The 21,544-nt window shown below is 41.2% G+C and carries 21 protein-coding genes; 11 read left to right on the top strand and 10 right to left on the bottom strand.

Features of this window, described 5'->3' with window-relative positions; genetic code table 11:
- Positions 1-350: 350 nt before the first annotated feature.
- From MA_RS21835 to MA_RS21810, 8 genes are all read left to right on the top strand, one after another.
- Positions 351-1,202 (top strand): reverse transcriptase N-terminal domain-containing protein, encoded by an 852-nt coding sequence (locus MA_RS21835; protein ID WP_011024071.1) that lies wholly within the window; start codon positions 351-353, stop codon positions 1,200-1,202.
- 430 nt (positions 1,203-1,632) lie between these two features.
- A complete protein-coding gene (locus MA_RS21830) occupies positions 1,633-2,547 on the top strand; it encodes a reverse transcriptase N-terminal domain-containing protein (protein WP_083755968.1) in 915 nt (304 codons plus the stop codon).
- A 282-nt stretch (positions 2,548-2,829) separates the two neighbouring features.
- Positions 2,830-3,015, top strand: a complete 186-nt coding sequence (locus MA_RS27670) for a hypothetical protein (RefSeq protein WP_157197147.1) — start codon at positions 2,830-2,832, stop codon at positions 3,013-3,015.
- Positions 3,016-3,050: 35 nt separating this feature from the next.
- A complete protein-coding gene (gene ltrA / locus MA_RS21825; RefSeq protein WP_011022749.1) occupies positions 3,051-4,298 on the top strand; it encodes a group II intron reverse transcriptase/maturase in 1,248 nt (415 codons plus the stop codon).
- A 52-nt stretch (positions 4,299-4,350) separates the two neighbouring features.
- The gene (locus MA_RS26290; protein ID WP_085984860.1) at positions 4,351-4,605 is read left to right on the top strand and encodes a hypothetical protein; all 255 of its coding nucleotides are present in this window, start codon (positions 4,351-4,353) and stop codon (positions 4,603-4,605) included.
- The gene (locus tag MA_RS29865; protein ID WP_085984859.1) at positions 4,569-5,039 is read left to right on the top strand and encodes a group II intron maturase-specific domain-containing protein; all 471 of its coding nucleotides are present in this window, start codon (positions 4,569-4,571) and stop codon (positions 5,037-5,039) included. The genes MA_RS26290 and MA_RS29865 overlap by 37 nt, the downstream gene beginning before the upstream one ends.
- Before the next feature lie 327 nt (positions 5,040-5,366).
- A complete protein-coding gene (locus MA_RS21815) occupies positions 5,367-6,191 on the top strand; it encodes a polysaccharide deacetylase family protein (RefSeq protein WP_011024069.1) in 825 nt (274 codons plus the stop codon).
- Positions 6,154-6,816 carry a class I SAM-dependent methyltransferase gene (locus MA_RS21810; RefSeq protein WP_011024068.1) on the top strand — a complete coding sequence of 221 codons (663 nt, stop codon included), beginning with the start codon at positions 6,154-6,156 and terminating at the stop codon, positions 6,814-6,816. Before MA_RS21815 ends, MA_RS21810 begins: the two co-directional genes overlap by 38 nt.
- Positions 6,817-6,959: 143 nt before the next feature.
- On the opposite strand, the gene MA_RS27665 is transcribed toward MA_RS21810, so the two are convergent.
- From MA_RS27665 to MA_RS21780, 7 genes are all read right to left on the bottom strand, one after another.
- Positions 6,960-7,136, bottom strand: coding sequence for a hypothetical protein (locus MA_RS27665; protein WP_157860381.1), 177 nt, complete (start codon positions 7,134-7,136; stop codon positions 6,960-6,962).
- 254 nt (positions 7,137-7,390) lie between these two features.
- On the bottom strand, positions 7,391-8,692 hold the full coding sequence (locus MA_RS21805; protein WP_011024066.1) for a formylmethanofuran dehydrogenase subunit B: 1,302 nt from the start codon (positions 8,690-8,692) through the stop codon (positions 7,391-7,393).
- A gap of 2 nt (positions 8,693-8,694) precedes the next feature.
- Positions 8,695-9,084 carry a molybdopterin dinucleotide binding domain-containing protein gene (locus MA_RS21800; RefSeq protein ID WP_011024065.1) on the bottom strand — a complete coding sequence of 130 codons (390 nt, stop codon included), beginning with the start codon at positions 9,082-9,084 and terminating at the stop codon, positions 8,695-8,697.
- 10 nt (positions 9,085-9,094) lie between these two features.
- A complete protein-coding gene (locus MA_RS21795; protein ID WP_048066575.1) occupies positions 9,095-9,961 on the bottom strand; it encodes a formylmethanofuran dehydrogenase subunit C in 867 nt (288 codons plus the stop codon).
- Between the two features lie 4 nt (positions 9,962-9,965).
- The gene (locus tag MA_RS21790) at positions 9,966-11,720 is read right to left on the bottom strand and encodes a formylmethanofuran dehydrogenase subunit A (protein ID WP_011024063.1); all 1,755 of its coding nucleotides are present in this window, start codon (positions 11,718-11,720) and stop codon (positions 9,966-9,968) included.
- Positions 11,721-12,761, bottom strand: a complete 1,041-nt coding sequence (locus MA_RS21785) for a 4Fe-4S binding protein (protein ID WP_011024062.1) — start codon at positions 12,759-12,761, stop codon at positions 11,721-11,723.
- Positions 12,762-13,637: 876 nt separating this feature from the next.
- Entirely contained in the window at positions 13,638-14,003 is a 366-nt protein-coding gene (locus tag MA_RS21780) for a hypothetical protein (protein ID WP_048065919.1), read from the bottom strand.
- A gap of 440 nt (positions 14,004-14,443) precedes the next feature.
- Between MA_RS21780 and MA_RS21775 the strand changes: the two genes are divergently transcribed.
- The 3 genes from MA_RS21775 to MA_RS21765 all read left to right on the top strand — a co-directional run bounded on the left by MA_RS21775 (position 14,444) and on the right by MA_RS21765 (position 17,301).
- Positions 14,444-15,337 (top strand): DHH family phosphoesterase, encoded by an 894-nt coding sequence (locus MA_RS21775; RefSeq protein WP_011024060.1) that lies wholly within the window; start codon positions 14,444-14,446, stop codon positions 15,335-15,337.
- A 411-nt stretch (positions 15,338-15,748) separates the two neighbouring features.
- A complete protein-coding gene (locus MA_RS21770) occupies positions 15,749-16,171 on the top strand; it encodes a DUF1699 family protein (protein WP_048066574.1) in 423 nt (140 codons plus the stop codon).
- A gap of 251 nt (positions 16,172-16,422) precedes the next feature.
- Positions 16,423-17,301 carry an EFR1 family ferrodoxin gene (locus tag MA_RS21765; RefSeq protein WP_048066573.1) on the top strand — a complete coding sequence of 293 codons (879 nt, stop codon included), beginning with the start codon at positions 16,423-16,425 and terminating at the stop codon, positions 17,299-17,301.
- Positions 17,302-18,278: 977 nt separating this feature from the next.
- Here MA_RS21765 and MA_RS21760 read toward each other — a convergent pair.
- The 3 genes from MA_RS21760 to MA_RS21750 all read right to left on the bottom strand — a co-directional run bounded on the left by MA_RS21760 (position 18,279) and on the right by MA_RS21750 (position 21,459).
- Positions 18,279-18,686 carry a DUF1699 family protein gene (locus tag MA_RS21760; protein WP_011024057.1) on the bottom strand — a complete coding sequence of 136 codons (408 nt, stop codon included), beginning with the start codon at positions 18,684-18,686 and terminating at the stop codon, positions 18,279-18,281.
- A 1,043-nt stretch (positions 18,687-19,729) separates the two neighbouring features.
- Entirely contained in the window at positions 19,730-19,921 is a 192-nt protein-coding gene (locus tag MA_RS21755) for a hypothetical protein (RefSeq protein WP_011024056.1), read from the bottom strand.
- A gap of 683 nt (positions 19,922-20,604) precedes the next feature.
- Entirely contained in the window at positions 20,605-21,459 is an 855-nt protein-coding gene (locus MA_RS21750; protein ID WP_048065918.1) for a helix-turn-helix transcriptional regulator, read from the bottom strand.
- Positions 21,460-21,544: the final 85 nt, after the last annotated feature.

The raw sequence follows: 21,544 nt of genomic DNA, 5'->3' as shown, positions 1-21,544 counted from the left end.
TCGTAACGTAGAACATGCGAAAGCAGGTTAATACGCATGAGCCAAAATGGCATCGAAGCCTGGTCATGACATCCCATGTTGTGTCATGACGAATGGACATATGGCTTCCGGTCTATAGGATCCTCCTAAGTATCCAATAACTATCTATGACATAGAACTCGGTAAACCATTTGCGGTCCTTAATAAGGTAGGAATTCCGTAAGGAAAACCGACGCCACAGGTGGCAGAGGAATTGGCAAAAAGCAAACGGTTTCCTGTAATGGGGAATATAGAGGAGAAAAAAAAAATGCCTCAATGCGAAAGCATGCCCACTTGCCATTAGTCACGAAAGCAACAGGGATTGTTTAATTATGAATGTAAGAGAACCAGAGATAACTTCGGTTACGGAACTTACAGACAAAGAACTCACTCTACGATGGAAAAGCATTGATTGGAAAAGAGTGAAAGAAGCCGTTAATAACCTACAGTCCCGAATTGCAAGTGCAGCTAAGAGTGGAAATTGGAAAACTGTGAACAAACTCTCCCGTCTTCTGACCCGGTCCTTTTATGCCAAACTTCTTTCGGTACGTAAAGTAACCACTAACAAGGGAAGTCGAACTCCCGGAATAGATGGTGTCATTTGGTCATCATCGGCAGATAAGATGCGTGCCGCTCTACAACTAACGAACAAAGGCTATCGTGCAAAACCATTAACATGGAAGTACATTCGAAAGAAGAGCGGTAAACTACGACCCCTTAGCATACCAACTATGTTTGACAGATCAATGCAAACCCTGCATTCTCTGGTTCTAGGGCCAATCGAATCTGATACAGGTGACAAGGCTTCATTTGGGTTTAAACCTTATCGTTCCACCAAAGATGCTTATTCTTACCTTCACATCTGTTTAAGCAAGAAAGTTGCTCCTGAATGGGTTGTCGAAGGTGATATTAAAGCTTGCTTTGATGAAATCAACCACAGCTGGATACTTGATAACATTCCTATGGATAAACGAATCCTTAAAGAGTTCCTAAAAGCCGGATATATTGAGAATTATCATCTGTTTCCTACCGAAAAAGGCACACCGCAAGGAGGGCCTGTGCGACGAGAAGTTATGCCATGGATTGCGGTACAATCCGCCTTTCTATCCATTCAGAATGTCTCTACTCTGATGTGCATCTCTGGCAACGGATTTGTGCAAAGCTCAGAGGACAACGAGGTGTAAAACTGAACCTGACAGTTCCAAACCGCTAGGGAAATGGACATATGGAGAACCGAAAGGTGAAGATTCACAGGGGTCGTGACTTGCAACATGCGAAAGCAGGTTGAATTACGCATGAGCCAAAACGGCAATGAAGCTCGGTTATGACAATCTGGTTCCGTGTCATAACGAATGGACATATGAGCTTCCGGCCTATAGGATCCTCCTAAGTGTCCAACAACTATCTATGGTATAGAACTCGGTAAACCATTTGTGGCCCTATAAGGTAGGAATTCCGTGAGGAAAACCAATACCACAGGTGGCAGAGGAAATGGCAAAAAGCTAAAGATTCCCTGTAACGGGGAATATAGAGGAGGGAAAAAAAAAACTCTTTCCTTAATGCGAAAGCATGCCCACTTGCCATTGGTCACGAAAGCAACAGGGATTGTTAATTATGAATGTAAGAAAACCAGAGATAACTTCGGTTACGGACCTTACAGACAAAGAACTCACCCAACAATGGAAAAGCATTGATTGGAAAAGAGTTAAAGAAGTTGTTAATAACCTTCAGTCTCGAATTGCAAGTGCAGCTAAGAACGGAAAATGGATAACCGTGAACAAACTCTCCCGTCTTCTGACCCGGTCCTTATATGCCAAACTACTTTCAGTTCGTAAAGTAACCACTAACAAGGGAAGCCGAACTCCCGGAATTGATGGAATTATCTGGTCATCGTCGGCAGATAAGATGCGTTCCGCTTTACAACTAACGAACAAGGGCTACCGTGCAAAACCATTAACACGAAAGTACATTCGAAAGAAGAACGGTAAACTACGACCTCTTAGCATACCAACTATGTATGACAGAGCAATGCAAACCCTGCACTCTCTGGTGCTAGGTCCAATCGAATCTGCTATAGGTGACAAGACTTCGTTTGGGTTTAAACCTTACCGCTCAACTAAAGATGCTTACGCCTACCTTCACATCTGTTTAAGCAAGAAAATTGCTCCTGAATGGATTGTCGAAGGTGATATTAAAGCCTGCTTTGATGAAATCAACCACACTTGGATACTTGACAACATCCCTATGGATAAACGAATCCTTAAGGAGTTTCTAAAAGCCGGATATGTCGAGAATTATCATCTGTTTCCTACGGAAAAAGGCACACCACAAGGAAGCCCCATATCTCCAATAATTGGAAATATGGCCTTAAACGGCTTAGAAAACGCCTTAGCAATGAGATTTTACTCCAGATCAGATGGAACAATTGACAAATCTCATCAAAACAGGCACAAAGTCAATTGTGCCCGTTTTGCTGATGACTGTGCGCCACGAAAGCGAATCCGTGTGACAGAATGTCGCATAGTGTAACTATGCTGCATAGAAGATGAGGGTGGGCCCCTCGGAATCGCTATACAGGTAGAGATTCCAAACCACCATAAGCTGCTGTGGTCAAAAGCCATGGTAGTGAGCGTTATGGAAAAGGCGAGACTTGACCTCGTCAGGTATGTGCTATGGAGACGAACGCAATGAACCACTGATAAAGTGTCGAAAGCGTAGGGATGTCATCAAAACCAGGGGGTAGTCGTTAACCTGGGATAAGTCTGGAAGAAACCTGTTTACTGACCAGATGGTGGCCGGCATGAAGGTGGCGTGAACTTAGCACAGGCTTCTGTGTGGAACGTGGGAACCTGTACTTCGATGGTAAGAGAAAATTCCAAGCGGAGGACCCGTAAGGAGGAAAGTATCGAAGCGATGTACAGGGGCGGAACAATCCGTAGTAGTGATGAAGCTCCTGTAATGGGAGTGAAGCGAAGGGATTGTGTTATCCAGTTTTGAAAATTGGTCAACCTGACAAATCAAGGGAGGAACCCATGGACGAAACAAAGCCTTATGAAATCTCTAAAGATATAGTACAAGAAGCTTTTCAGAGAGTAAAAGCAAACAAAGGTGCTGCTGGTGTTGATGATGAAAACATTGCAGCTTTTGAATCAGATCTAACAAACAATCTCTATAAGATTTGGAATAGAATGTCCTCTGGCTGCTATTTCCCCCCATCAGTGAAAGCAATCGAAATCCCTAAAAAGAGCGGCGGAACTCGCATTCTGGGAATTCCCACAGTACTCGACAGGGTAGCACAGATGGTTACAAAAATCTATTTGGAACCGCAATTAGAACCACTCTTTCACCCCGACTCTTACGGCTATAGACCCGGCAAGTCAGCTGCAGACGCTCTTGCTGCAACACGTAAGCGTTGTTGGAGATATAACTGGTTACTGGAATTCGATATCAAAGGATTGTTTGACAATATTAATCACGATCTGCTAATGAAGCAAGTCAGTATGCATACTGACAAACCATGGATCATTCTCTACATTCAGAGATGGCTCAAAGCACCCTTTCAGATGGCAGATGGAACAGTCAATGAACGGACAAAAGGAACTCCCCAGGGAGGCGTTGTTAGTCCGCTTCTTGCGAATCTGTTTCTTCATTATGCTTTTGACCAGTGGATGGATAGTCATCATCGGTATAATCCATTTGAAAGATACGCCGATGATAGTGTCATACACTGCCGAAGCAAGAAAGATGCAGATCGACTGAGGATTAAGTTAGAAAAGCGTTTGTCTGAATTTGGACTTGAACTACATCCAACTAAAACACGGATCGTCTACTGTAAAGATGACGATCGGCAAGAGGATTATCCTGAAACAAAATTTGATTTTCTCGGATACACCTTTAGACCCCGTAGGTCCAAAAACAAGTATGGAAAACACTTTATCAACTTCACTCCTGCAGTCAGTAATACTGCTAAAAAGTCTATGCAGCAAGAAATCCATAATTGGCGTATGCACCTCAAACCCGATTTAACGTTAGAAGACCTATCCCATATGTATAATCCTATAGTTAGAGGCTGGGTCAACTACTATGGTCTCTTTTACAAATCTGAACTGTACTGTGTACTCAAGCATATGAATCGTGCCTTGACTCGCTGGGCCTTGCGCAAATACAAGAAACTTTCAGGGCACAAGCGACGAGCAAGATACTGGCTTGGGAAAATTGCCAGAAGGGATCCAAAACTTTTTGTTCACTGGCAAATGGGGATTTTTCCTGAGGCTGGATAATGGGAGCCGGATGAGCTGAGAGGTTCAAGTCCGGTGCTGAGAGGGCCTGGGGGTGAAACTCCCCCGGGCTACTCACCTTATTGTTACTGCTGATTCAGAAGAAACGGCTCAAGAAATAAAAGATCTGTTAAAGACCTTTCTAAAGGAAAGAGGTCTTGAACTATCTGATGATAAAACTTTGATAACTAATATTACTGAAGGCTTTGACTTTCTCGGCTGGAACTTCCGCAAATATCGAGACAAATTGTTGATTAAACTTCTAGAGAATCCATACAAAAATTTGTTGAAAAAATCAGCCAAACTATAAAAGCAGGAAAAGGCTGGTCTCAGGAATTCTTGATTGCCAAATTAAATCCCATAATAAGAGGTTGGACTAACTATCATCGATCAGTTGTCTCCTCTGAGACTTTTCATATACTTGACCATATAATATGGAAAATGTTATGGAATTGGGTAAAAAGAAGGCATCCTAACAAATCACAAAAGTGGATTGTAAACAAATACTGGAAGCCAAACAACACTCGGCGTTGGAATTTCAAAACTGAGAGCAATGAACTACTGCTTCTATCTACTACCAGAATCCAGAGACATATTCCTTTAAAAATAAAAATGAATCCATTCTTTGACAATGACTATTTTCATGAACGTCAGAACAAATTAAAGTTCAGAAAAGAGTGCCACAAAAAACAACTGCTGCCCGATACTGAAAGGGTTATAGAATGCTTGAGCGGTATGACGTGAAAATGTCACGTACCGTTCTTAGGAGAGGGAAAGCGGATAACCGCTTTTTTATCCGACATGAGCAGAAGCCTGGCTGAGATCAAATCTTTATCCGAATGAGGACGAATTTTAAGACACGCTCTAAGGACTATGAAATATAGCATATCTTCCGACTATTGAAAAAAAATAAATATGATTAAGTACATATTGAAAAAACACTACAAGTTCCTCTATCCTGCAGAATGGCGGAATATGTTATAGGAAGGATGGTAAATATGTTTTGGCAGTTAGTGGATTAACAGCGTTGATTTTTGGTTTACCGCCTAAGTTCTAATTGGGGTCAAAAGCATGACAATCAAGAACATACATAACATATTAACAATAGATGTTGAAGATTGGTATATGGATACGGATATATCTTGCTGGACAAAATACGAAGATAGAATAGTAACCAGCACTGACAGAATACTATCAATTCTTGGAGATGTAAAGGCAACATTTTTTGTGTTGGGTTATGTTGCTGAACGTCACCCAGAGTTGATTAAGCGGATTCATGACTTAAATCATGAATTAGGAACGCATGGTTATAGTCATAAACCAATAAACAGACTGACCCCTCTTCAGTTCAAGAAAGAACTTATTAAGTCCATAAAAATTATAAAATCAATTACAGGTGAAGAAGTAGTTTGCCATAGAGCAAGTAACTTTACAATAATGAAGAATACCTCATGGGCAATAGATATTATGAAAAACTGTGGAATAAAATATGATTCTAGCGTTTTTCCTGTAAAAACTCCCCTATATGGAATGCCAGATGCACCTTTATACCCATATCAAATTTCTACAGAACATATTTGTGGCGGATCTAGTGAGGGGATTTATGAACTGCCATTGAGTGTGTTACATCTTCCACTTAAGAATATTCCAATAGCAGGAGGATTTTATATGAGATTCTTTCCATATGAACTAATTAAATATTCGATAAAATCAATAAATAAGAACGGAAGGTCTGCTATAATATATTTGCATCCGTGGGAAATAGACGTTGAACAGCCTAAAATCCCTGAGTTGAAATGGTTTCATTATTACAATATCCACAAGACAGAAACCAGATTTAAACAATTATTGAAAGACTTTGAGTTTACTTCAATTAAGAGGTGGTTATATAACTAGAGATATAGGAGAATACTTTGAAACAATAGCAGAGGACTTTGATGCATATTATGATAAACCAAAAAATATGACTGACGCCTTAATCAACTCTTGGTTAAGAAGACCAGGATTGCTGAAAAGGCTGAAAATAACACTTGCTATTTCAGATCCAAAAGAAGGAATGAGAATTCTGGAGATTGGATGTGGATCTGGAAAATATATTGTAGAATGTGCAAAAAGAGGGGCAGATGTATGGGGAATAGATGTCGCTCCAGAAATGATTAAATTAGCAAAGCAATTCTGCAATAAGAGTAAAATAAAGGCACATCTTTCCGTAGGCGATGCTACAAAGGAATTACAGAGTGGGTTTGACGTGTGTGTCGCTCTGGGCGTATTTGAATATTTTAAAGATCCTAGACCTATCTTAAATAATATGATTGCTGCAACAAACCATAATGGGAAAGTTATATTTAGTCTTCCCAAAAAATATGCATTTCAAACTCCATTAAGAGAAGCTATGCTTTATTATCGTAACGTAGATTGTTATTATTACACGAAAGAAAAAATAAGAATGTTGGTGAATAACGGAAATCATAGGATCTATGATTATGGACCAGGATATGTAGTAGAATATTACAAGAATTGATCTTAAATATCAAAATTATATCTGAATTGTGAATTTTTGGACAACAAATTGAGTTTATAAATCAGTAGTTTCGAATCCCCTTAGTATCGAAGCTCTTATTTTTACAAATGACAATATAATCAAAGATATTTAAGATCATGAAATTATTTGTTATGGGACCAAAAAACGATTCCATGGCTTCCTACCCACGATACGTTATTAGCATCAATAGCAAGCTCAGATCCGCTACTAATTTTTGTACATTTATCGGCTGAAGCCGCAGTTGATGTTAGAATCAAAAACATAAGAGCCGACGAGATAGAAAGTAACCTGTCTTTCATCTTTTCTCCACCATAGTAATAAGTCCAAATTTCCTCATTTATGAGGACAGCACAACCCAATATTAATATTGAGCAGATCCCAAAACTTGAAATTGGCCCTTTTAATCTCTAATTTGGGATCTTGATGAGGGAATAAAATTGGTTTTGGGATGAGCTCACTATATGCTAATTTTTCATTTACCAAAGGTCCGGGAAATTTCGAGTTATTGTTTTTTTCAACTTCTTTATTGCAGAAAGAAATAACCTGTAAATAACTACTTCCTTGCTTTAATCTTCTTAAAGAGTTGTTTTAAGGTGTCTTCGTTGCTCTGAGTGAATTCGAAGGGTGAGCTCGTGAAGGGTTCAACGTGCACTGGCACATCATCAAGCCTGTAGAAGGTTCCGTCACACTCCATGGCATCGATAACACCCGGAAGCACTACATCTGAAACAACTGTAGTCGGACACAGAGTAATATCCACGCAGACCATAGGTATTTTTCCAAGGTAAGCTGCACAGTCAGCAGGGATATGGCTTACAAGGTCAGCACCCACCACAAGGGCTGCATCCACATCCTTTTCTCGGAGTACGTCCACGGTCGTATATTCTCCCGGATTGTAACGCGGGTGCCCGCGCATAAAGTCAAGCCCGAAGGGGTAACCATACATGTACGAAGCAATCTGGTTAAAGCCTGCAACATTACAGTGGCCGCGAATAGCTCCAAGAGTAAACTTGGCATAATTGTTCAGTTCCTTTACGAGGTTCATGGCAATTTCGGAATTCCTGTACTTCCCCATTGAAGATGCAAGCCCGAGACCTACTGTAATAGCCCCGAAGTTGCAGTCCTTCATCATATCAAGCATCTCTTCTATAACAGGAATAGGCACTCCAGTAATCTCTTCTACTGAGGGATGAGGGGTTTTTCCGTGAAGCAGAGTGAGAAGTGCACTTATCAGTTCATAATCAGAGTTCGGTTTAAGCTGCACGTGCAGGTCGGAAGCAACAGCCGTTGGAGTTCTTCTCGGGTCTACAGTGATAACTGTCCTGTCAAAACGTCCGCGTTTGGTCCAGTAACCCCTGGGAAAAACAGCATATCTGGACATTTGTCTCGGCATGGAGTCAAGGGGGTTTGTTCCCCAGTAAACTATCAGGTCTCCCCTGTTTTTTTTCTGACCTTCGGTTGCACCGACTTTTCCTGCTTCCTGAATTCCCATAGCTGTTGGCCCGTGACAGACAGTTGAATTGGAGTCGACAAGCGCACCAAGGTATTCTCCTATCTTGAGCCCTACTTCATGGGCTTCGCAGGAGGTTTCACTGCCCATGAAAAGCAGGGGACGCTTTGCCGAAACAAGGATATCGGCAGCTCTCTCAAGAGCTTCATCCCAGGCAGCAGGTGTCAGTTTCCCCCCAACTTTTACAAGAGACTGTTTGAGCCTGTGGGGACTAAAAATTTCCTGAAATTTGGCGTTTCCCATTTTACATGCGTTTCTGGCCTCAATCTTTCCGTCACCTAATTCAACCTGGATATCGTCACAGGCTGCCCCGCAGACCGGACAGATTATATCCTTGTAAATCATGTTTATTGCCCTCCGACATAAACTTTCAACACTACATCTTCGGCGCTGAGAACCTCTTCTTCAGTGGGCTCGATTGTTACAGGGGCGCCCTTATAGAGAGGAGAGCCCGTAGAAAGGGTGTCGGGATCGATGATAACGTTCGACCAGATAGCCCTCGGCATGAACACCTGTCCCGGCTGGACCGAATCCGTACATTTCGCATAAACAACAATCGAATGTTTCCCGTCCCTGCTTGTTACTTTTACTTTTTCAGGGGAACATAGGGACACGAAATCCACAGGAGAAATCCAGCAGGATGCACACTCCATGGTGTACTCATCCGTGAACTTGTCCCCGCCTTTGGCAAGCTTGCCTTCGTCAATCGTACTTCCGGTAATGAGTAATACTTCCATGCCTCTCACCTCAGAGCTCCGGGTTTGCGTCTGCAGACACATAGAGAGCTCCTTTTGCCCTCTTGCTGATCGCATAGTCCCCTGTGAACTTCTTGAACTCGCCTATTATCTCAGTCTCACCCGAAGTGACTTTGTTTTCCATGGACACAAATTCGAAACCCGGGGAGAAGCGCTGAATTTTACCCCCTACAACTATGGTTCCGCCTGCCATTTCTACTCCCACTGTGCGGAGAGCCCCGCCTTTTACGACAATGAGCCCGCCGTTCTGGCGAATCCCGCAGAAGCCTTCAACATTGCCTTCCACAAGAATTTCGCCGCCGTCCATGCCGCCTCCGAGCTGGTGCCGGGCCGACCCTTCGATAATTATGCACCCGCCTTTCATGCCGTGCCACTTGCCTCTGTAAGCACAGCCCACATGGTCCCCGGCATTGCCCTTGATGTGCAGGAGCCCGCCAAGCATTTCCATGCCAGCCCAGGAATCGGCATCTCCGTAAACGACGATCTCGCCTCCTTTCATTCCGGTCCCGACATGCATACCTGCAGAACCCTCAATTTCAATTTTGCCTGCACTCATGCCTTCTCCGATCCTTTTGATCCTCATTGCATCGCCTTTTATGCGGATCAGGGTCTCGGCGGCAGAACTGCCTGCATTGCCTGTTACTTCAAAGAAATCGGAAAGAGGATAGGTCGTAGGTCCCTGCCAGACGGAAAGCATTCCTATTTCTTCTGCACTTTTGCCTGCAAAGGAGTCAGGAGTAATCACGTCTGCTTCCAGTTTAATGTCAATTGCTTTATTAGGAATAAGCGTTACTTCTTCCATTTCTCCGGCACTTTTTCCGGTTTCGGTCATTTTATTAATAAGTACTCCCTCTGTCATGCCTTCACCTCTCACCGTTTACCTGTATGGGAGTCGGGTTTGCCAGGTATTTCTCTGGAGTCGGGTAGTTGGCAAAGCCCAGAGTGTAGTACCTGAACCATTCCTTCACGTCAGCCAGCATCTCCTTTTCCCGCTCATTTTCTACGTGCACTTCGGAATAGTAAGTCCGCTTCTCAGGCAGGGAAACAATCTCTCCTTTAACCGCCACAATTTCTCCTCCCTTTACAGTGTATTCTGCCTTTCTGAAAGTCCTGAGGAGGGCTTCGTAGTTGTTCGGGTCAAGCTGCTGAGGGTTTAAGTTGTAGACTGTAACATCTCCGTCTGCGCCCTCTCCGAGAGAGCCTTTTCTGTGAGCCATGCCAATTGTCTTGGCAGGATTGGCCCTGGTCAGGATCGCAAGGTCGTAGAGGGAAAGCTCACGGTTTACGCCTCCGAGTGCACTCCTGTCATTTGCCCACTTGTGGCATTCACCGAAGGTCTGCTTCCTGAAAGCCTCGGACATTATCCAGGTCATTACCTCAGGATATTTCGTAAACGGTCCACCGTTGGGGCTGTCCGTGGTCATGATCGTCTTCCAGGGATCATTGATAAGTAAAAGACATTCAAGACCCATTGCCCACTGCACGCTGTGTACGGGATTGGACTTGAGATAGGTAAAGGGAATGACACCTGACCCGCACTCCATCTCAACGTCGGTATTCGACCACTTGTTTCCTGTAAGTACGTAAAGATCGTGAATGGCAGGCCCGTCTCCGGTCATAGACGTGGCTTCTCCGAAAGGAGTGCACCCACTGTCGATTACTACGTGATCCTTGTTGTTGATATATCCCGCAATATCCTTAACTTTGGATTCGAAATCTGCCCATGTGGTGCCCCCAAAACTGTTGAACATCAGGTGGGCAAGATATATGGAACGGTCCCTTGAGGGATCCATTTTTGTTTCTGCCCATTCCACGTCCATATTTTGCCTGGTCTTTACGCCATCGGGAATTTTGAGAGAATCTTTCGTAATTGTATAGCAGCCGGGGTGCCCCAGGTTGTTTGCATGCAGATGGATAGGTACTGGCATACCGAGGCGTTCGTTGACCTCGGCAAGTCCCTTTATCACTTCCCGCGGAGTAATTTCGAAGTGGATGTTGGCTTCGTCAAGAGAACCTACATTTTTACCCCATCCCCAGTTTTCTACTCCTGCAGGGTTGACGCATTTGATTCCATAAGTTTTATGAGTTTTCATCATCCAGGCCACATAAGCAGCAGCTCTTTCAAGATCTCCGTCTCTGAGATAGTGCATCAAAAAGAAGTTGTTTCCCAGTACCAGATATCCTCCCATATCAAGGAGTGGAGTTGCACACATCTCTTCATGAGCGTGGCGAGCTTCAAGAGGAGGAATTGCAGGTTCAAATACTGTTGTGTAACCCATTGCTGCATAATCATACCCCTGTTTGTAAACGGAAGGAACAGTGTAACCTGAACCTGAATGAGTTAGTGAAGTCTTCTTAAGGTTTGCTTTATAGTGATCTTCAGGGCGCATCATCCTTCCGGTATTGACCTTTGGGCCTGCAACGTGAGAATGAGAATCAACGCCTCCAGGCATTACCGTCATACCGGAAGCATCAATAATCTTTGATTCTTTAATTTCGGCTGCAGAAAGCTCTTTTACAACTTTTCCGTCTCTGATGAAAATATCCATAATTTCCCCATTAATTTCATTGAGAGGGTCAAAGACGTATCCGTTCTTGATTGTAATTGTTCCTGCCATTTATTTCACCTCTCTTTTCACAAGCCAGATAGCATTAACGGGACAGATCATGGCGCAGGCTCCATCTGCTCCGCACACGTCCTGGTTTACGACCGAAATTATGCCGTTCTTAACCTCAAGGAGAGCTTTTTCGTCCATATCGTTCAGGTACCCAGAAGCAAGTTCACGGCTATAAAGGGCATTTACAGGGCAGACAATCACACAGTTTCCACAGCCCAGGCACGCATACTCATCCGTTTCAAGGCGAGTGCGGAGCAGAGCCTCAGGAACAGGGGCTTCAAGCAGCTTTTTCTCAAGAACACTCTTTTTCTCCACATCCGGCAGAATTGCAGTTTTTCTGACATCAATAGCATTTACAGGACAGGAAACCGCACAGGCTCCACAGTAAATACATGCATCAGGGCGGTGACTGATCTTTTCGACTTTTTCTCCGGGTTTGGCTTTTTTATTGAAAATGGCATTTGTAGGACAAGTTTCCACACAGGTGTGACAGGTCTGGCAGGTATCCTCGCTCCCGGTCCAGCGTCCTTCAAAGGGCTTTTCCACAACAATGGCGTTAACAGGACAGACAGCAGCACACCAGCCGCAGTGGACGCAGCACTCTGTATCGATATCGGTTTTTCCGACAAGCTTCAGCTTTCCGTCGGGTGAAATCTCCCTGGTTACCTCAATACAGCCCTGAGGGCAGATATCTTCGCAAAGCCCGCAGTGAACGCATCTTTCGTTTACTGTTGTTGGTTTCATAGCTTCAAAAATATAGGATCTGTCATTGAGGGTTTTTCCTTCCTGTCTCAACTCAAGAGCCCCGGTGGGACAGACTCTCGCACAAATACCACAGGCAATACATTCTTCACGTTCCTTCATTTCCAGAAAATTCGCATCCAATAACCCTCTTACCACAGCTCCCACAGCCCCCACTGCCAGGATACCTTTAGGGCATGCCTGTACACAGGTCCCGCAACCAATGCATCTTTCAGGCTTATAAATCAGCTGTCTGTCTTTTTTTTCTGCAAAGACAGGCAATCGCATATCATCTTGCATTTTGCTTACCCCCTTTACGTTATACTGTGCATCCGCCGCACAGCAGTTCCCCTTCGGTCATTTTGCACTTAGAGCCTATCCGAAAAGTCAAAATGCGTGTTGAAAAGTTACAATAGGTCTATAATATCAGAGTATCCGCTTCGGTTTTGCATATTGCATATTGTAAAAGTTACAGCAGGCAACAACTTTCGGATAGGTTCTTAATTCCGGCAAGGTTTAGTGTCATATTTTCGGCACGCAAATCTTGATTGGAGTTCTCCAATGCAGCGATTAGTTTTCGCATCTGGATTTTTAGTTCGTTCCATCCGTAAGGTTAAAAACAGTCATACCTCCCCAACCTTACTTAAAAACAGCTTTCTCAACCCTGTTTCAAAGCAGGCGTCAATACTCCCATTAAATCTTTATTTATCTGATCCTTTGTCCAAAAGAATTGACATAAAATGCTCTCAGGCAAGCCCCCTAAAAGCCCATAGTATAAGTTAATTCTTTATCCGCTATTGATAAAATTATCCAGTAAAATAATTTTAAAAATCACTTCCTGACAAACACCCAGTCTAAAAACAGATATATATGTGAGCTGATCACAAAACTCAAAATTGCACCTTTGGATTATCAAATCCAGATGATCAATCGAGTTTCCAAGCATGAAAATAGTTCTAAAACTGTTAGTGATGTGAAAATAAAATTGGTTTTGGGATGAGCTCAGAAAATAAAAGCAAATATCCAGAAAATAAGAGAAATTAGAACAGAACTGAAATATCAGTTCTGTTTTTTTTCCATATGTCTAGGGCATCTCGGGCATTTGACTCCTGATTTCTTCAAAAGGATCAATTAAAAGCAGAGGAGAGAACAATGTTTAGAGACACGGCTTTTCATTTAGTCTCTTTCTATTTCCTCTTCAAGGTTCATGAACTCATCATAACACCTGATGCAGATGTATCTATCTTCAGTGCATTTTTCTTCAGAATCCACCCTCGGACCCCCTGGTTTTGTGGTTCCTACTTTCAATATATAGAAGTGCTCTCCTAATTCGACTGGCTGCCCGCATCTCGAACATAAGAAGGGTGGATTCTCAATCGAATCAGCTGCACATTCGATGCATATCAGATCGGACTTGTCCCCGTGAACGTCCTTGAATTTTATTGGTTTCATATCCTGGCTGGTGTCAACGACCAGCACATCTTCCAGCAATTCCCGACTACAGATATTGCAAAATTCCTTTGTTTTGTCGTTTCCCTTCATTATGTTACCTCTATTCCAGAGAATTTTTCATAAAATCCGGTATCAAGCCTGCAAGAGGTTTTTGGTATTTCCCCGTTTTTTACTTCGTTTCGTTCCCCCCTTTTAGGCTCCTATTATATTTATATAAAAAAAGATATTTAAAAATATTGTTATTTTAATCTGTTGTCACTTGATTCAGTATTTTCCATCCAGATTTTTCCAAACCAGATTTTTCCTTTTCACCCTCAGAAATTTTGCACAAAAATTTTTTAAGAAGGTTTGAGTATTGAAGAAAGAAGGTTTAAACATTAAGTCCTGTGATTTGCTAGAAAAACCACTTATTTGAGGTTCTGGAGCATAGCAAGTCCCTGATAAAGATGAGGTTGCGGGTTTTTCTTGAAGGTAGTTTTGGACGACTGTTTTATTCACAGGATATCCTATAGAGTAAGGGAGGACAGGAAATGACAGATAATAAACGCACGATTTTAATTTATTATCACGATGATAATGACGGATACTGTGCAGCCGCTGTTGCTGGAAATTGCTATGACCGAAATGAATTTGCCATAAAGTTTGTTGCTATAAATTACGGCAAGGAATCCTGGAATAAAGAGGAAATAGGGGCAGCTGAGAAAGTGTGGCTTCTTGATTTTACAAGCGATAAAATGGATGAATTCGTAAAGGTTTGCGGGCCTAAACTGACATGGATAGATCATCACAAAACTGCCATCGAGAAATTTCCTGAGCTCTGGAATTCGAGCAATATTCCGGGAATCAGGTCTATTGAAAAAGCAGCCTGTGTACTTACTTGGGAGTACGCGCATCCCGAAACTCTCTCACCTCCTGCAGCTGTTGCCTATATCGGGGACAAAGATATGTGGAGGTTTGAATACGATGAGACCCGAGCTTTTAGCGCTGGCTTCAGTCTGATGGTAAAAACTCCTGAGGATCCGGCATGGGAAGTGCTTCTTGGTTCTGGGCCCGAATGCAAGGATACTGTAAATAAAATGATATCTCTCGGTGAATTGCTCCTGGAATCTCAAAATTACAAGCTTCAGAAAGCATTCGAACGCGGGGTAGATTGCACTTTCCATAACTGGAGAGCCAGGCTTGTGAACACTACCGGAAGTATCTCCGAGCTTGGAGAATTCGTCTACAGGAAGCCTGAATATGATATTGCTATCATGTGGCAGGCTGTGGAAGATATGGTGGTATTCAGTCTGAGGTCAGATTCGGGAAATCCTGATTCCCCCGATTGTGCCGAAATTGCTCAGCAATACGGAGGTGGGGGGCACAGGAACGCTGCAGGGTTCCAAAAAAAGAATATGGATTTTCCACGTCTGCTTTTTTGTTAGGTCTAAAATTTTCTTTTGGATCTAAAAACTGTGAAATAAGCTCATTATATCCGAGTTTAACTCATTTATCATTTCTTTTTTTCAGGAACTGACCCTGCATCAAATTTTTCTTTTACTTGAGGAGGGTCTCATTTAATTCTGAAACTAAAAGATATTAAAGGCAAAAATAATTTTATTAATTTTTTAAAAAAAATTATAGTATGAAAAACGGCAAAATTTGAAGTAAAATTTAAAGAACCGGTTTGTATATACCTTCTCCACTCTTTTTTTAGCTTTTTTGGGTCTTTCCTATAAGCTTGATACACTGATATTGTCTGAATACTATCTAAATAATATTAGTCCAATGGGATAACTTTTTATAATAAGTAAACCTTGTTTTATATCAACATACAATCAAAAAAGAACTATACAGTGGGGGAGAAAAACACGAGGCTAAGAGTAGTCAGTTCCAGAGAAGAAATATTTACACTTAATCCGAATGAGCGTCTTGTTCACCTGGCATTCAGACCTTCGAATAAGGACATCTTTGGATTGGTTGAAACATGTCCGAAGATTGAGGTCATTCAGCTACCTAAATCTTATATAGCTACTGTTTCAAGATCTATAGAGATGTTCCTGCAGATGCAGCACATCCAGCTTCTCGAAGGAGACGTCTGGGGACACAGGAAAGATATAAACGAATATTACGCAATTCCGTCTTCAGCGATTGAAAAGATTAAGGAATTGAAAAGCGAAGGCAAGTCCGCTGAGGAGATTGAGAGAAAGGTTTCACGAGAAAGCAAGCTGAATCCTGGAATGGTCGCTTATCTCCTGACAAAGGAAACTCCTGCTTGAATTCGAGCAGGATAAAGCATATTGGTAGGTGTTTTACTGGAGATTAGATCGGATTAAACGGGTAGATCTATCGTGATCTAATCTCCAACTTAAGTCTTGTTAGACTTTCATTCTTTTATGGCTTTTTTGATATTACTTGCAGAATACTTCTTCAAACCTTCCTTCATGAAGATTTATATTTCTGAAACCAGTTCTATAAATTACAGGTAAATTGCCTTCCTTTCTCACGTTCAAGGAACTCCATCATGGAAATGTCGCGAAAAATCCGTAAAGTCAAAATAGCCTACTTTTCCGGAACCGGAAGCACAGCTCGGGTTGCCGATACTCTCCAGAAGGAACTGGAGAGGCGTGGGGTATCTGTTATCAGGTCCGAGATAAGGGCCGGAAATCTCCCCTTCGGAGATAAAGAGGACCTTCTGGTACTATTATTCGCTGTACATGCTTTCAATGCTCCTGGGGTTGTATATCAGTGGATTGACAGCCTTTCTGATAACAATGAAATCGTTCCAGTGGCTGTAATATCCGTTTCTGGAGGTGGGGATATAACCCCCAACACAGCTTGCCGAGTAAGCTCTATACGCAAACTGGAGAAAAAGAACTACCGGGTTGTTTATGAAAAGATGATAGTTATGCCTTCAAACTGGGTGGTGAAAACCGATGATATGCTGGCTATCCGGCTGCTTGGTATCCTGCCTTCAAAGGTTGAGCGTATAGCTGATGACCTGCTAGCAGGTGTTGTGTGCAGAACCGGGCCTAAGTTCATAGACCGCATATTCTCCATGTTTGGGGAGCTGGAAAAAAAAGGGACCAAATTCTTTGGGGAAAGAATTCAGGTAAATGAGAACTGCAGTGGCTGCGGCTGGTGTGAAAAAAAATGCCCTGCAAACAACATCAGCATATTGGAAGGAAAACCGGTCTTTGGAATGGATTGTTTTCTATGCTTAAAGTGTATTTACGGCTGTCCCGGGAAAGCCCTTAGTGCAGGGGCATTCAAATTCATCATCCTGAAGGAGGGGTATGATCTCAAGGAAATCGAAAAGAGAATGGAAGGAATCCGACCGTTTCCGGTAGAGGATCTGGCGAAGGGATTTCTCTGGAAAGGGGTAAAAAAATACTTACTTGAAGATTGAATTTCACGGCACAGACATATTTCAGGAAGTTTTTTGAATTCTTTATGGAATTTCTCTTTTTAGTTTATTGAATCTTGAAATTGCCCGGTCTACAATGTAGTTCCCAGTTCTTCGCAAATGGTTAACAAAAATATCTATATCTATCCTAAGTTATTCTAATATGCTTATAGAAATTCCGGGGGTTACCGTGGTACTCCAGATTCGTGATTTACATCTCACGTGTGTAGTGTTTCAGGTTCCCGATTTGCATGTTAGGATCCCGTGAATTTCTAAACCTCCTGCATAAATCAGGATTGGAGATCTATAATACGAAAAAAACAACTTCAGTTTGCTCCCAATTAAGATAAGTTGTCCTTCCTTGGAGGCGACGGTTTCTTTCATAATCCTGCTTTCTCCTAAAGAACAGTCCTCTGTCAGGGATTAAGGACAGCCCGGGTTGGCGATGGGATTAAAAATAGGCTGGATAAAGGCAAAGTCAAAATGGAATATCTCTTCTCTAAATTCACTATTCTGCCTTCTAATTTAAATATCCAGTTTTCCTGTTATTTTTTGTTTGACCTGCTATTTTTTCTGGTCTATTATACGATTCCTGAAATCTCACAAATATAAGATAAGCTATCAAGGATTGATAGAACAATTTAGAATAATTTATCGTATCAGCTTTGAAAAACTTGTACACTTTCATATTGGAAAGTAACTTTAACCAGAGATTTCTTTCTATTGCGTTTTACGGGTGTTATTGTGGGGCAAATTATTTAAAAAGGCGTCATTATATAAAGTTACAAGACACTGAAAATAAAACAGTAATTAAATATAAGAAGTAATAAAAATAAAATAGTAACTAAACTTGAAAAGTAATAAAACTATAAAACCCTTTATTTAAAGGGTAACACAAATAAATCAATAATTAAAATTACAAAGCAATAAAAATTAAAAGAAAATAAAATGGGGAGAGCCTGAAAATTTATTTCAGAGGCTCATGCAGTAACATCCTTTCTGAGGATGTATGCAACCATTTCAGGGTTAAGTTTGCTTTCCCTTGAGACTTTTTCTTCGATAGCCTCAGTGGACTTGCCTTCGATTTTCAGTTCCTTAATCTCCTCAATTATAGAGGAAGGAATGCGGTAGTATTCGTTTATATCTTTCCTGTGTCCCCAGACATCTCCTTCTATGAGCTGGATGCGCTGCATTTCAAGGAACATTTCTATGGACTTTGAGACCGTGCGCCTGTATGATTTCGGAAGCTGTATTACCTCAATCTTCGGGCAGTTCTCGACCAGGGAAAAAATATCCTTGTTTGAAGGCCTGAATGCCAGGTGAACTATTCTTTCGTTGGGATTCAATGTAAAGATTTCTTCTCTAGAACTCACAACCCTTATTTTCAAAGTTTGTCCTCCCGATCTATTGATTTTTTTTCATTTGATACTAAAAAATTCTTCATTAAATATTTTTCTATAACTACATGATTTATTTAGAAATAACTAGTATTTACATTCTTTCTTTTATTCTCACATATTTTTCTTTTCTGTAATCAAAATCGGCATATGTAGCGCTTTTTTATTTCACATTTTAATAAATATTCAGTATGACCTTCTGAAAAGCATGAGGAACAAAATCAACAAAAAATCAGAATATTATCAAAACAATATTTGTTTTGTCGCAAGTCAGGGCATTCTTGATATTTTGTTATGTGCTTCAACCCTTTAAAATTGTACTTATTCACCTTTTCATATTTTAGCGTAAATCTCCCTGAATCCTGTATGTTCAAATTTCTCGATCAGGTCTATTCAGTTTATAAAATGTGTTAACTTTCAGCTGAAATTTTAGTGAACTTATAGTCCCTGCATTTTTAAGAACCAATTTTTTCTATATTAATTGGATATTCTTTTTTCAGGAAAAAAAGGAGGTATCTATTGAGAGCAGGAAATCTCCAAACAGATCTAGGTTTTCCTGGCATCTGGCCCTGGATTTGATGTCATCTGTTATAAATAAAACAATTTGTAGTAAAGTTGCCTATTTTGTCCAGTAGTTCAGATGAGTATGGTGTCAGAAAGAACAGCAGCATCAGAAACGGCTCTGGGTCCGGAAAAAGCTATGTTGTCAGGAAGTGTCCTAAAAAGAATATCCTTGCAGAGGTGAACGGAGTAAAAAGATAACATACCTTGAAGATAACATACCTTGAAGATAATAGATCTTGAAGATAGCCGACTCGAAAGATAATAGATCTTGAAGATAGCCGACTCGAAAGATAATAGATCTTGAAGATAACCGACTCGGAAGATAATAGATCTTGATGAAATCAGGACCAACTAACCAATAAATCAATAAACTAGCCTTAATTTCAAAATACACTTAAAATAGTGTGGTACTACTTCGGGAAGAGCTTGAAACACTTTCCCGAAGGAAACCAAAATCTTTTCCAATTAAATTAAGGATTCAGCATGGGTACAACAAATTTGGCGACTCCATACAGAAGTAACAGAAGCAAAAGCTGAATGAAGATCACGTCAAGATAGTAACTTTTGGACTTCAGCCCTTTTGGCCTGTCCTCCTCATTAACGGGATCTTGTTTTCTTTTTTTGTTATTATCGCCTATCTGAGTTTTCATCCCTTCCGTCACTTGAGACCACCTTTAATCCATTTTATAATCATCTTTGGGTATAAACAGCCCTTAGTCTGATATTCATTCCTTTACAATTAACTTGGAACTATTACTGGCACGATAAAAACATAGACTATATACAGGATCGCAATGAACAAAATGTGCATAAAAACCAGATCTACGACCCAGGTTTTTACCCTGAACTTTCCCAATTATTTTTCCTCCGATTTTATTGTCCTGTAAGTGTCTAAGAACTTCCTCTCGCAAGCAAAGGCTGATAAGAATTAAAGGTATTTCAGCCAATCGGCGGCATTATCAATAGCATAGAGGCAGTAAAGGCTGCTAAAGCATGACTTGAGCGAAATTACATTCTGGTTAATAAGCTCTTTTATTAATAAATTGAAATAATTTCCTCTTAACCGTGTTATTTTTGTTTTAGGCAGGAATTTATCCCGCTATGTTATCTATGAGGAATTTATTATAAATCATCTGTCAAAAAAATCCTGCATAGATGGATGTAGCTAGATTAATTATTCTTTGTGAAGCAACTATATAACAGCTTCGATTATGTCCAAGGAACAATGGCGTACATAACGAATATTCATTATAAAACAGCTGCTGGAAAAAGCATCGAAATTTAGAAGTCTTAAATCGAGATCGAGAGAAATCTAGTGGTAAAAACAAAAAAATTCTGAAACAATTCAGAATTTACTGGCTTTTGTGATATTATAGCCCGTGAACTCCATTTTTCCGGAATCTGGGTCTATATATACCATATTTGAGATGCTGGAGTAATAAGTGAAGAGTTCTCTTCCCCATTTAAGTGCGCTTTCCTCGTAACTTAGAAGTGTGGTCCCGTCAAATCGTCCGTTCTTGTCAAAGAGCCAGAGTGCCATAAAGTTGTTCGTTACAACAAGAGTAAGAGGGCCTATATGCCCGCTACGCATGGAAACACTCATGTTTTCATGAGAGAGGAAACACTTACATTGGTCCGGGAAATCGTCAAAAAACTTATCGAAAACCTGCTCCGTAAGTACGAAAGAAACCTTTGCGTTCCTTTTGAGGAGCTTTGAAAAGATGCTGACTGTCTGGGGCTGAAAGGTGGAGCTTGCCATCATAACATATTTTGAGGCAAGGACATTTTCGACAAAGGTCGGATGGAATTCAAAGAGACAGTCTCTGTCTGCTTCCAGAAGCTCACAATGCTTCAGGTTCCCGATCCTTTTTCTCATATGATACGGGATTTCACTAAGGTCGCGGGTTTCCCAGTACTCATGGTTTTCTACATAAATGTTGATAATATTCAGAAATTCCTCGATTTTTTCAACAATAAGGACTCCCATATCCGATAACTTATAGTTGTCTTCAACTGGGTCATAGGTTACGAGGTCCCATTTAAGAAGTTTCTTTATCTGGGGCATAAGGGCACTTGAATTGACATCAAGAGCCTCTTTTATTTCATCGATGCTCTTTGGCCCTTCTTTCAGGAGAAGAACCAGTACATTTTTTCTTTTTTCGGATAAGAAGATTGTTTTTATCAGGCAAGATGGGTCCAATCTCAATCACCAGGGACTTATAACCCTTCAGGGTAAAACGACAGCGTGACAGGATCAACGCCATTGAATATTAGCAGAAGAGAAT

It is taken from the genome of Methanosarcina acetivorans C2A, assembly GCF_000007345.1.
GTDB classification, from domain to species: domain Archaea; phylum Halobacteriota; class Methanosarcinia; order Methanosarcinales; family Methanosarcinaceae; genus Methanosarcina; species Methanosarcina acetivorans.
The sequence above is the reverse complement of the archived record's forward strand: the minus strand, read 5'-3'. Positions and strand labels throughout refer to the sequence as shown.